10 protein-coding genes are annotated in these 13,260 nt (G+C 28.5%); 8 read left to right on the forward strand and 2 right to left on the reverse strand.

Annotated features, from left to right (window positions below):
• Window positions 1–30: 30 nt before the first annotated feature.
• The 3 genes from QIA22_RS03420 (at window position 31) to pyrG (ending at window position 3,454) form a co-directional block, all read left to right on the forward strand.
• Window positions 31–837: an ATP-binding cassette domain-containing protein gene (locus QIA22_RS03420; RefSeq protein ID WP_301611783.1), complete on the forward strand. Its 807-nt coding sequence runs from the start codon at window positions 31–33 to the stop codon at window positions 835–837.
• Between the two features lie 6 nt (window positions 838–843).
• A complete protein-coding gene (locus QIA22_RS03425) occupies window positions 844–1,695 on the forward strand; it encodes a hypothetical protein (protein ID WP_301611784.1) in 852 nt (283 codons plus the stop codon).
• Between the two features lie 157 nt (window positions 1,696–1,852).
• Window positions 1,853–3,454 (forward strand): glutamine hydrolyzing CTP synthase, encoded by a 1,602-nt coding sequence (gene pyrG, locus QIA22_RS03430; RefSeq protein ID WP_301611786.1) that lies wholly within the window; start codon window positions 1,853–1,855, stop codon window positions 3,452–3,454.
• A 16-nt stretch (window positions 3,455–3,470) separates the two neighbouring features.
• On the opposite strand, the gene QIA22_RS03435 is transcribed toward pyrG, so the two are convergent.
• Complete coding sequence (locus QIA22_RS03435) at window positions 3,471–3,995, reverse strand: DUF1761 domain-containing protein (RefSeq protein ID WP_301611787.1); 525 nt, start codon at window positions 3,993–3,995, stop codon at window positions 3,471–3,473.
• A 140-nt stretch (window positions 3,996–4,135) separates the two neighbouring features.
• Here QIA22_RS03435 and QIA22_RS03440 point away from each other — a divergent pair, with 140 nt between their 5' ends.
• The 5 genes from QIA22_RS03440 to recG all read left to right on the forward strand — a co-directional run bounded on the left by QIA22_RS03440 (window position 4,136) and on the right by recG (window position 12,384).
• Complete coding sequence (locus QIA22_RS03440) at window positions 4,136–4,723, forward strand: hypothetical protein (RefSeq protein WP_301611789.1); 588 nt, start codon at window positions 4,136–4,138, stop codon at window positions 4,721–4,723.
• A 242-nt stretch (window positions 4,724–4,965) separates the two neighbouring features.
• Window positions 4,966–6,135, forward strand: coding sequence for a methyl-accepting chemotaxis protein (locus QIA22_RS03445; RefSeq protein WP_301611790.1), 1,170 nt, complete (start codon window positions 4,966–4,968; stop codon window positions 6,133–6,135).
• Between the two features lie 103 nt (window positions 6,136–6,238).
• A complete protein-coding gene (gene dnaE / locus QIA22_RS03450; RefSeq protein ID WP_301611791.1) occupies window positions 6,239–9,724 on the forward strand; it encodes a DNA polymerase III subunit alpha in 3,486 nt (1,161 codons plus the stop codon).
• An 11-nt stretch (window positions 9,725–9,735) separates the two neighbouring features.
• Window positions 9,736–10,314, forward strand: a complete 579-nt coding sequence (locus QIA22_RS03455) for a YggT family protein (protein ID WP_301611793.1) — start codon at window positions 9,736–9,738, stop codon at window positions 10,312–10,314.
• A 9-nt stretch (window positions 10,315–10,323) separates the two neighbouring features.
• Entirely contained in the window at window positions 10,324–12,384 is a 2,061-nt protein-coding gene (gene recG / locus QIA22_RS03460; RefSeq protein WP_301611794.1) for an ATP-dependent DNA helicase RecG, read from the forward strand.
• Here recG and QIA22_RS03465 read toward each other — a convergent pair.
• Window positions 12,381–13,169: a M15 family metallopeptidase gene (locus QIA22_RS03465; RefSeq protein WP_301611795.1), complete on the reverse strand. Its 789-nt coding sequence runs from the start codon at window positions 13,167–13,169 to the stop codon at window positions 12,381–12,383. The two genes, recG and QIA22_RS03465, sit on opposite strands and share 4 nt — an antisense overlap.
• Between the last annotated feature and the right edge of the window lie 91 nt (window positions 13,170–13,260).

Consider the following 13,260-nt stretch of genomic DNA (forward strand, 5'->3'; position numbering starts at 1 on the left):
TTAATATATTAAGGATATTAAGGAGTGTTTATGGCTATTGAGGCTGTTAATGTAAAATTTTCCTATAGGAGAAAAGAAGTTTACTCAGATTTAAATTTAAACATTGAGACGCCTCAAGTATATTTGCTTCTTGGCAAAAATGGGGTTGGAAAAACAACCTTGCTTAAACTTATAAGTGGATTTTTAGAGCCTCTAAAAGGGAAAGTTTTATTTAACTCTTTAGCAGCTTTTCCAAGAGATCCCTTGAATTTAGTGAATTTGTTTTTTATTCCTGAGGAATTTTCACTTCCTAGATTGTCTTTAGCTGAATACAGCAAAGCTTTATCTATATTTTATCCAAATTTCAATAAGGCAGATTTTAAAAAATATTTATTGGATTTTGATCTTGATATTTATCTTGATTTATCTTCAGCTTCTTTTGGGCAGAAGAAAAAAAGTATTATTGCATTCTCTTTGGCTACAAATGTTTCTTGTTTGTTGTTTGACGAGCCAACAAATAGTCTTGATATTGTTTCAAAAAATGTTTTTAGAAATATGCTTTCTAATTTAAAAGATAGAATCATTTTTATTACAGGTCACAATGTAAGGGATTTGACAGGAGTTGTGGACCATTTAATTATTGTTGGGGAAAAGGCAATCCTTTTCTCCAATTCAGTATCTTATATTAATAAAAATTATAAGATTAAAATCATCAGCGAATTGAATGGAAATGAATTATATTATGAAAAAATTAAGGATGGGTTTAAGGCGCTTTATTTTGAGAGTAGCAATGGAGATGAAGCTGTTGATATTGAGTTTTTCTTTTTATATATTACTGAAAATAAAAAGGAGAGGTAATAAAAGATGTTTAGCTTAAAAAGATTTTTGAATTTATTTTATTTTGATTTTGTTTACAATAGAAAATTCTATACTTTATTAATAATTCAAATTTTAGGAATGATATTTATATCTTATTTGCTTGTTAGATTTTATTTTAATTTTTCAGCAACTGATTTTTTAAAATTTTTTGCTCCTAAAATTTTTATTTTAACCTTGATTATATCAATTTTTACCATGTGTGATTATTACAAAGTAATTCACGATCCGTTTAGAAATATTCTTTATTTATCTTTGCCCGTTTCAACTTTTGAGCATTATTTTTTCAATTTAATTAAATATTTATTTGCTTTACCTTTGATTTTAATAATTATTTATTATTTAGGGGTTAATATTTTTTTATTCCTAGATAGTGCATTCTTTTTAAGAGGTGAAGGTACTACATTCTTAGAATTAAGATATTTTTCTGATTTTTTATTTTTTCGATATTTTAATTTTTTATCTATTTTTCCAATCTTTATGTTTTTTAGAATAGCTTTTAAAACGCATCCTTTTGTTAAGGTTTTGATATTCTTTTTAGGGGTCATTGTATTATTGTTTTTTTTCACGTCTTTTCTTTATTGGGGTTTTAAATATGTGCCATGTTCTTCAGATTTAATTTTTTCTTTTGATAGATTTTTAGGTGACCTATTTTTTAAAATAGTTTATAGTTTGGGATTTTTTTTATATTTAGCTTCATATTTTAAGATAGTAGAGTTTGGCAGTATTAGAAAAAAAAGCAATTTGTTTGCTATTCTTGGATTTTTAGTTTTTTTGGCAATGTTTAATTATTACTATTTAACCAAAGGGTCATTATATTGTTTTGTTAATTATAATTAAAATAGTTTGAAAAATTTAAAACAATGTCTTAGAAATAGCTTTGTAGCTAAGCATTAATATTTTTTATTTTAGTTTAATGTTTTATCATAATTTGTGAGTTCTTCTTAAGCGTAAACTTAATTGGATTAAAATTTAAAGGTTTAATTTTGGGGTATACATGAAAAAAAACTTAAAGATTTTAGTAATAACAGGTGGAGTGATCTCTGGAATTGGCAAAGGAGTTACATCGGCAAGTATTGCAAGGTTGTTTAGATATGATTTTAGAGTTACTCCAATTAAATGTGATGGATATTTAAATACTGATCCCGGGACTATTAATCCTATTGAGCACGGAGAAGTTTTTGTGCTTGATGATGGAGGAGAGGTTGATATGGACTTTGGTCATTACGAGAGGTTTTTAAATCTTAATGCTAAGTCTAGTTGGAACATTACAATGGGCAAAATATACAAAAAGATACTTGAAAATGAAAGAAAGGGTAAATATTTGGGAAGAACAGTTCAGCTTATTCCCCATGTTACTGATGAGATCAAGTCTACAATTTTTCAGATTGCAAGTTCTGAGAATAGCGATATGTTAATAATTGAAATTGGTGGAACCGTAGGAGATATGGAAAATATTTTATTTATTGAGACAGTAAGGCAAATAAGACAAGAGATTGGAAGTGACAATATTTCTTTTATTCATTTAACCTATGTGCCAAGCCCGGCCGGAATTAATGAACAAAAATCTAAGCCTACTCAACAGAGTGTTAAAACCTTAAATAAAGCAGGTATTTTCCCCGATTTAATTATTGCTAGAAGCTCTCAAGTATTGACAGATCAAATCAGAAAAAAAGTGGCAATGTTTTGTAATGTTGAGAGTACTTCTATTATTGACAATGTTGATGTTTCTACTATTTATGAAATTCCTATATCTTTTTACAAACAAGGTGTACATAAGATTTTAAGCTCTAAGTTAAATATTAAGGTTGATCCAAAAATAGAAGAGCTTTCAAAGCTTGTAGGAGTTATAAAATCTAATTTTTTTGCGCCTAAAAAAATCATTAATATTGCTGTTTGTGGTAAATATGCTGGACTTGATGATTCTTATGCATCAATTAGAGAGTCCTTGGTTCATGTTGCAGCTAATTTAGATTTGCTTATTGAAAGTACCATAATTGATTCTAATGATTTGAATGAAAACCGTTTAAAGGAATTTGACGGCATTATTGTTCCTGGCGGCTTTGGAGGTAAAGGATATGAGGGTAAAATTATGGCCATTAAATATGCTCGTGAGAATAATATTCCCTTTCTTGGAATTTGTCTTGGCTTACAGCTTGCTGTAATAGAATTTGCTCGTAATGTTTGTGGAATACTTGATGCTGATACAGAGGAAAATTTAGCAAAAGACGAATCTTTAAAAAATCCTGTTATTCATTTACTTCCTGAGCAAAAGGGAATTAAAGACAAAGGTGCTACAATGAGGCTTGGGGGATATCCTGTTATTCTTAAAAAGAATACAATAGCCTTTAAGCTTTATGGCCAAGACCGGATAATTGAAAGATTTAGACATAGATATGAAGTTAATAATGATTATATAGATTTATTTGAAAAAAATGGACTTATAGTATCTGGATTTTCAAGTGATTTTAAAATGGCAAAATTAATAGAAATTCCTAAAAATAAATTTTTTGTAGCTTGCCAGTTTCATCCAGAACTTATTACAAGAATAGAAAATCCAGCCAAGCTTTTTATGGGGTTAATTAAAGCTTGCATTTGAGTGTCTATTTAGTTATCTAATGAGTAGGCAGGTTTTCAAAATCAATGTTTGTAGTATTCTCAAATTGCAAAATTTTGTAGCTTAAAAATAATTTAGATAATGTGGTTAGCAATATTATTATTAAAAAGTCAAAAAAAGCATTAGCTATTGTTAAATTAAATGGTCTTTTTTCATAGATTATATCGTTTATTACTTTGGGTAAGCTAAATGCAAGCCAAGTTATGCTAGATATTAGTATTGCAGATAATATATTGTAATTTAAGTCTGTTAAGTTTCCAAGAGAGTTATTGGTAAGAGTTATTAAATTGTTGAATAAATTAATAAGAGCATTTACTAAAAAACTTTGTAATAAATGATTTAAAGCTAAAATAAAGACAATAATTATTTTATATTGTTTTTTTTGGGTATTTAATGTGTTGGTACTGTAAATTATTTTTTTTAATAATATTTTTCGGTATATTATTTCTAATAATATTTTAAATAAAGTCATACTGATTATTAATATTAGATTGATATTTGAGAACATAAATTTGATTAACATAATTTTCCCTTTCATTTTAGGTAATGATTTAATTATAATTAGTATAATAATAAAATATTTTTATTTTTTTAATAAGATTCGGATTTTATTATATTTGTATAATAGCTTTAATTTTTGGCAATTTTTATTAGGAGGGTTGAATGAAAGAAGAAGACATTAGAAAAACAATTCTAATGAAAAGGTTAGTTAAATATTTTTTTGATGAGCTTAAGTATAGAATGAAGATTCCTTGTCTGAGAATAAGCAATAAAGAGATGAGTACCAAGTATATACTTCTTAATCTTTTCAGAAAAATTGCAAATCTTCCTTTTAATAAGCAATATGAGATAGAAGAGCAGTTTGCTCTTGAAGTTGGCGAGAGAGTTGTGCTTACAGATGCTGTTTTGATTAAAAGAATTGATCATGAAAAATGTGTTATTATTGGGATTATTGAAGCAAAAACGGATCAAATTGATCTTGATTATGAATTTAATAGATTTTTTCTTCAGGACAAAAAAACCAACGTTCTTTTTTGGCAACCCAAAAAAGTTATTCTCAAGCAAGATGACAAACTATTTAAAGCAGAATCAGATGATATTTTTAATTTTGATAATGATTTTAACTTGCCAAAAGTTAAGGCTAAATTAGAAGAGTTTATAGATATTTTTTTATGTTTTTTTTCTTACAGAGATGTTCTTTTTGAGTATAATGAGGTTAGTGGGCGTTACTCTTGGGTAAAGAGAAAGTAAATTTAATTTAAAATTAGTTTTAAATTTTATTAAATGAGGAGAATGATTTGTATCTTTAGATGGTTTTATGGTTTAAGATGAAATCTTAAATTTATTTCAAAATGGTTAATTTTTACCATTTAAATGTAAAAATATTTTTTTGTTTATTGGTGTATTTAATTTGATATTGAAGTTGTAATAATATGTCAAATTAAGTACTTGTTGCTCTATTCAAAAAAAAATTTTTATGGTAGAATCCCTTTATGAAAAAATTTTCGTTTTTAAAAAAAAAGAAACAAGTTGTTGATTTAAATCTTTTAAATGATGTCAATAATGACAAAAAAGATTTAAGTACTTATGAATATAAAGTTCCTGTTAAGGAAATGCTAAAGGGATTTTATCATACCAAAGCTTCCTTTTCTACTCTAAAAGTAGGATTTGAATCATTACAAAGAATTTTGTTTTCTGGAATAGAAGATTTTGATCAGATATTTTCCACTCTTGTTGGGATGACAAATAATGCTCGTGATCAAATAAGCGTTATTTTTAGTGATCTTGGTAAAAATAATAAGGAAAAATTAAATCAAATATCTTCTGTTATTGTTGGAATTCAGGGCAGTTTGGAAACAATAAGTAATTTCCTGGGTGCTACCAATATGATTTCTCTTAATGCAAAGCTTGAGGCTGCAAGAGCTAAAGAATATGGTAAAGGATTTTCTGTTGTTGCGGATGAGATCAAGCGGCTTTCTGATCAGGCAAAAGGTGTTATGAATATGATTTCTGTAAAGGAAATTGAAGAGGTTTCTAAAGATTTAATTTCTCATAACCTTAAAGATTTGCAGATTGATATTGATAAGTTCTTTGCCGAGATTCTTGAACAGCTTAATTATCTTGAGAGCATATTCAAACGTTTTTCAAGAAGTCAAGAGGAATTTTCTTCTTTGATTGAAAATCTTGAGAGTATAGATGCTAATATGGCTTATTATACAAGAAACTGTGATTCTTTGATTAGCTCTGATACTTTTATGCTGTCTAATGATGAATTTTTAAAGGAGCTAGAATTTATTCTCTCAGAACAATTTTCTTGGATTAATAATTTGAGATTACTTGTTGAGGGACAAAGGTCAATATTCATTCAAACAGATGCTTCTAAACATGGGTTTGGATTGTTTTATAAAGGATTGTCTCCTAAGAATGATTCTATCAGGCAGTTGTGGGAAGAAGTATACATTCCTTATTTAAACATTAATAAGTTTGCAGCTGAAATTTTGATTATATTTAGGGTAGAAAATCGCAATGACAGCGGTTTAAGGCAAGCTAAAGATTTTTTGTCTCAAGCTGAAAGTTTATCTGAAGAAATTGTTAGAAAACTTGAGCACATTAAAAAGATGGTAATTGAATTGGATAATCAAGGAATTAGTATTTTTTCTTGATTATTTATTTTTTGATTATTTTGATAAGATTTGTTGCAATAATTTAAATTAGAGATTTAAAAATTATTATGGCTTTTTAAATTTTTATTTATTTGACTAAGGTTTGTTAAAAATCAAGTTTTATTTTGATAAAATAATTTTAGGTATGAGTTTTAGGGCTAGGTTTATTCATCTTCATGTTCATTCAGATTATTCTCTTTTGGATGGAGCTGCAAAAATATCAGATATTATTTCAAAAGCAAAAAAATGTAATATGTCGCATATTGCATTAACGGATCATGGTAATCTTTTTGGAGCTATTAAATTTTATAAAGAAGCTAAAAAAGCAGGAATTAAGCCAATAATTGGCATTGAAGCTTATATGGCAAAAACTTCTAAGTTTTTAAAAAAACAGGATGATCTTGGGAAAATGTCTTACCATTTAATTTTACTTGCCAAAAATGAGCTGGGTTATAAAAACCTATTAAAGTTAACAAGTATTTCTTATCTTGAAGGGTTTTATTATCGTCCAAGGATAGATAAAGAGGATCTTGAAAAATATTCAGAAGGCCTGATTTGTACTTCAGCTTGCATTGGGGGGCTTATTCCAAGACTTATTTTGGCCAATAGATTTGAAGATGCTAAGAATGAAATTCTTTGGTTTAAAAAAGTTTTTGGTAATGATTTTTATCTTGAGCTTCAAAGGCACGGCATTAAAGATCAAGACATTGTAAATGAAAGGTTGGTTGAGTATTCTAGGGAGCTTGGAGTTCCTTTAACAGTAGCCAATGATTCTCATTATGTGAACAGAGAAGATGCAGCTGCTCAAGACATCATTGTTTGTATTGGTACTGGGGCTAAGAAAAGTGATGAGAATAGATTAAAAATGGAAACCAATGAATTTTATATTAAATCTCAAGAAGAAATGTGTGAACTTTTTAATGATTTGCCTGAAGCTTTAGAAAATACTGTAAGGATTGCAGAAAAGTGTGATGATTTTAAAATAACTTTTCCAGGCCCTATTTTGCCTGATTATCAAATTCCTGTTGAATTTAATACTCTTGGTGAATATTTGGAACATCTCACTCTTGAAGGGTTAAAATTTAGATATAAAACTTTGACAAGCAAAATAAAAGATAGGGCTTTTTATGAATTGAGCGTAATAATTGGAATGGGTTTTGAAGGCTATTTTTTGATTGTTTGGGATTTTATTAAATTTGCTCATGATCACGATATTCCTGTTGGAGCTGGGCGTGGTTCTGGGGCTGGTTCAATTGTAGCTTATGCCCTTAGAATTACTGATATTGATCCTTTAAAGTATAATTTACTTTTTGAGAGATTTTTAAATCCTGAGCGTATTTCTATGCCTGATTTTGATATTGATTTTTGTTTTGAAGGCAGAGATGAGATTATAAAATATGTTACCAATAAATATGGAGAAGATAAGGTAGCTCAAATAATTACTTTTGGAACTTTAAAGCCTAAGGCTGTAGTTAAGGATGTGGCTAGAGTTTTAGATATTCCATTTGCTGAATCAAATGAACTTACTAAGTTTATTCCTGATGGGCCTAAAGTTTCTTTAAAAGAGGTTTTAGATGACAATTCTTTAAAAGAGTATTTTACTAGCAAGCCTGTTTATAAAGAGTTAATGGATGCTGCATTGGTTCTTGAGGGAATGAATAGACATGCTTCAACTCATGCTGCAGGAATTGTAATTTCTAAAACCCCTTTAACCGACTATGTGCCCCTTTATAAGGATTATAAGCAAGGTTCTGTTTCTACTCAATATACAATGGATTTGCTTGAAGAATGTGGGCTTGTTAAGATGGATTTTCTTGGTTTGAAAACATTGACGTTAATAAAAAATGCAGAAAATCTTATTAGAAGTGTAAATCCAGATTTTAAAATAAAAAATATTCCAGATAATGATGTTAAGACTTTTAAGATGCTAGGAGAAGGAAGAAGTGCATCTGTTTTTCAGTTTGAATCTGAAGGAATGCAGCAAATTCTAAAAGACGCAAAGCCTGATAGCATTGAAGACTTAATAGCCTTAAATGCTCTTTATAGGCCAGGCCCTATGCAATTTATTCCTCAATTTATTGCTGCTAAAAAAGGTGTTAAGAGAATTAAATATCCTCATCCAGATTTAAAGGAGGTTTTAAGGCCAACTTATGGGGTTATTGTTTATCAAGAACAAGTAATGGAAGTTGCAAAAATAATTGGAGGCTTTTCTCTTGGCAAAGCTGATATTTTAAGACGTGCTATGGGCAAAAAGAAAGAAGACGAGATGAATGAAATGAAAGTCGACTTTTTAAGAGGGGCTATTGAGAAAGGATATGACAAAGAAATTGCTAGTGAAATTTTTGAACTTTTAAAGCCTTTTTCGGGATATGGATTTAACAAGTCGCATGCAGCTGCGTATTCTTTAATAGCATATCAAACCGCTTATCTTAAGGCCAATTACCCTGAATATTTTATGGCTGCCAATTTGACTAATGAAATTAATAATAATGATAAGCTTTCTTATTACATTGAAGAGTCAAAAGCTATAGGTATAAACGTGCTCAAACCCGATATAAATCGATCATTTAGGGAATTTCGTGTAACCGATTCTGGAATTTCTTATGGGCTTAATGGGATTAAAAATCTTGGAGGAATTGTTGTTGATTTAATAATTGATGAAAGAGAAAAAAACGGCAAATATAGTTCTTTTGAAGATTTTATAAGACGCGTAGATGATAAAGTAATTAATAAGAAATTTTTAGAATCTGCAATAAAATCTGGACTTTTTGACAGTTTGGATCAAAATAGAAAAACCTTGTTTGAAAATCTTGATCGTTTGATTGAAGTTGTTTCAGAAGATAAAAATAATAAAAAACTTGGTCAAAATAGTTTATTTGGTGCCCTTGAAAGTCAAGATCCAATTCGGCAAAGTTTTAATTATCAAACTTTTGAAGAATATTCTTATACTGAGCTTTTAGGATTTGAAAAAGAGCTTTTAGGATTTTATGTGTCGGGGCATCCTTTGGATCCTTATAAAAAGGCAATTGATAGTTTTTCCAATTTAAATGTTTTAAAAGATCTTGCTGCCAAAAAAGATAGCATTGTCCAATTTTCTGGCATTTTAAATTCAGTAAAAGTTATTCAAACTAAAAGAAATAATGCAAAAATGGCTTTTGGGGTTATAGAAGATTTTAAAGGCGCAATAGATATTGTAATTTTTACAGAAAGCTATGAAAAGTATAAAAATTTTTTGCTTGAAGGTAATGTTATTGGGGTTGTGGGCAGGCTTACGTTTAACAGAGACAAATTTTCAATTGTAGTTGAAAAAGTTGTAAATATTGAGAGACTTTCCGAAGATAAAATAAATAATATTCATATTAAATTTTTAAATAATAAATTAAATGACCTACAATTACTTAATTCTTTAAAGGAAAGTATAAGTAATTTTGAGGACAATTCTGGATTTTCAAATGTTTATTTTTATTTAAGGGAAAATGGCAAAGATTTAAAATTAAAAATGAATTCAATTTTGAATTTTGTGCCAGATGAGGACAAGCTTGATAAGTTAAGAAAGTGTGTGATAGTTGAAGATGTTTGGGTTGATTAGGAGGTGCTGTATTGATTGTTTTAATAGAAATTTTAATGGTATTTTTGCAGATTTATAGGATTTTAATTTTAATTAGAATCCTTCTTAGCTGGCTTGTGTCTTCAGGGATTAATACCAATGTATTTTTCAGATTTATACATAATGTCACAGAACCATTTTTATCTTTTTTCAGAAAAATTCCTTTTTTTACATTTGGTATGTTTGATTTTTCTCCAATTGCAGCTTTAATAACTTTAACTATTTTTGAAAGAATGTTAGCTTATGGGAATTATAAGCTTTCTACATTTATTATTTTATTCATTGTTGAAGTTTGGGGGATATTTAGAAGCATTTTTATTGCTATAGTTTTCTTTTTATTGTTGAGATTAGTATTGTTGCTTTTGAATTTGTTCCAAGGCTCAGATTTTTTAAAAACAGTCGATTCATTTTTACTTCCTTTATCTACTAGGATAAGTGGTGTAATTACTGATAAGCATATGTCTTACGCTTTACGTTTGATTGTTGGGAGTGCTTTAATGGTAGCATTTATAATTATTATTGAACAAGTTGTATTTGCTATTAGAGTTTTAGGAACATATTTGCCTTTTTAGGAGATTAAAATGTTTTTACATGAGTTTGAATATGAGCTTAAAGATATAAGTGGTCTTGGTGAGAAAGGGGTTGAAAGGTTAAATAATTTACAAATTTTTAATGTTAAAGATCTTATTGAGTTTTTTCCTGTAAAATATGAAGATCGTCAAAATATGCAAACTTTTCCGGATTTTTCTAAGGTGAAAAGTTGTGATATGATGACGGTGTTTACTGTTGTGGGGCATAAAAAATTTGGTGATAGTTCTAAAAAAAATTTAAAGTTAACAGCTAGAAGTGTAAATGATGAGCCTTTTGAAATTCTGCTTTTTAATAGGGCTTTTTTAGAAAATGTTTTTAAAATAGATAAAAAATTCTATATTTATTCTAAATTTACTTATAACGATTATAGTGGTTTATGGAGTTGTTCTAATTTTGACAGTGAGGTTTATAGTGATAAGCCTGAAAGGTTTAAAAAAATTCTTCCGGTTTACTCTTTGACAGAGGGATTAACATCAAAGAAGATTTCATTATATGTAAGGGAAGCTCTTGAATATTTTTTAAAGTTTGGCCAAACAGATATTCCTAAATTTTTAATAGAAAAGTATTCTTTATTGTCGTTAAGCGATGCTTTAAAAGAGATTCACTTTCCAAGTTCATTAGAAATGCTTGAAAAGGCAAAAAAAACTTTAATTTACAGAGAAATTTTTTTGCTTCAGTTTTTTTCAAGATATAGATCTTCTAAGGTTCTTTTTCGAGAAAAGAGGAATTTATCAAAAGATTTGCTTGAAAGGGTTGTTTCAAGTTTGCCTTTTGAACTTACAGAAGATCAAAAAATTTCTGTTGATGAGATATTCTTTGATCTTAACTCTTCTAAGCCTATGAATAGATTGCTTCAAGGTGATGTTGGGAGCGGCAAAACCCTTGTTGCCCTCCTTTCGGGTTTACCTTTAATTGAAGCGGGATATCAGGTGGCGTTTATGGCGCCCACTGATCTTTTGGCTCGTCAACATTATGATAATTTATCCAACATATTGTCGTCTTTTAACATTTCAGTCACTCTTTTGACTGGTAGTTTAAAAAAGAAGGATAAGGAACAGGCATTGGAAAATATTAGAAATGGAACTTCCGGCTTAATAGTTGGGACACATGCTATTTTTTATGAAAGCACAGAATTTAAAAGATTGGCATATGTTATCATTGACGAGCAGCATAAGTTTGGAGTTGTCCAAAGAGAAGAGCTTAAAAACAAAGGAGAAGGTGTAGACATGCTTTTAATGTCTGCAACGCCTATTCCTAGGAGTTTTGCGTTAACGCTTTTTGGTGATCTTGAAATTTCTTTTATTAAAACCTTGCCTGAGGGCCGTTTGCCTATTACTACTTATTTAGCAAAGCATGGCAATGAAGATAAAGTTTATGAGTTTTTAAGAAAAGAGCTCTTAAAGGGCCATCAGGTTTATTTTGTTTATCCATTAATTTCATCTTCAGAGAAATTTGAATTAAAAGATGTTAATAATATGTGTTTAAAATTGAAGGAAGTATTTGGCGAATATGTTGTAGACATGCTTCATTCTAAGTTGCCATCTGATTTAAAAGAAGAAATTATGAAAAATTTTTATTTAAAAAAAGTAGATATTTTAGTGGCTACTAGTGTTATTGAGGTTGGAATTGATTGTCCAAATGCAACTTGTATGGTGGTAGAGCATGCTGAGCGCTTTGGACTTTCTACTTTGCACCAAATTAGGGGTCGTGTTGGTAGAAGCAATTTAAAATCCTTTTTCTTTTTGCTTTATAAAGAGCCTTTGACAAGCGCTGGAAAATTTAGATTAAAAACTATAAAAGAAAATTTGGATGGATTTAAAATAGCAGAGGAAGATTTAAGATTAAGAGGGCCTGGCAATTTATTTGGACTTGAGCAAGCAGGATATTTAAAATTAAAAATAGCTAATTTTGTTGATGACAGAGATGTCATAGTATTGATCAGGGAAGAACTTGACTTATTTTTTTATGATAATTCTGCTTACGACAAGCTTGATATTGATTTGCTAGATAATCTTTTTTGTTCTTATTTAAATGTCGGAAGAAGTATTTAGCTTGCGTATTTTTCAATTAGCTCAATAAGAATTGTTTTGTTATGGTTCCAGAATTCAAGAAGTTTATGTTGTAAATTATTAAAATATTTTTTCTGAATAGAGCATGGTTTAGGTCCTATGTATAAATAGTGCCAAGGCTCTGCTTTATATCCAGTTTCTATTTCATATCCTTTTGGGTATGAAATGGAAAATCCATATTTTAGAGAATTTTCGTAAAGCCATTTTCCTTCTTTTGTGTTTAGTAAATTATCATCTATATTTATAAAATCTATTGCTGTTCCCATATGATGTTGAGAATGGCCCGGAATTGCTGATTGAGCTTCTGCAACTTTTCTTCCATAAGTTTTTACATTGTAATCAAATAAAAATTTTTGGTATTCTTGTGTTCTGTGAGCGGATTTAATTTTAATTTCAATTTCAAATTTTTTTGCATCTTTTATTAGTTGAATTAAATCTTTAATTAATATTCTTCTTACTTTAATATTCTTTGCTCCAAGATTCTCAAGATCTTTAAAATCATTAACATATACCAGATCAGGTATTTTATAATCTACAGGAATTGGTATTTTTTTATTTATTAGAGTTAAGAGGTTATTTTTTTCTGCATCTACTAAAGGTTTTATTTCTTTTAAGAACTGAATAGGATTTTTTTCAATAAAATTTTTGCACTCTTTATTCATTGTCTTGGTAATATTTAGCAGTATTTTTAAATCTTTTTTTAAAATGTTGTTGGCCAACAAAGATAGGTTAATAAATAGGAATAATAAAACATGAATAGATTTCATATTATTTAATTATAATATATTTTAGTATAATTAATAGTTAATTCTAAATATATATATCTATACATTATAGATTAGATTAAATTTAGTTAAA

The organism is Borreliella kurtenbachii (assembly GCF_030437945.2).
Classification (GTDB): Bacteria; Spirochaetota; Spirochaetia; order Borreliales; family Borreliaceae; genus Borreliella; species Borreliella carolinensis.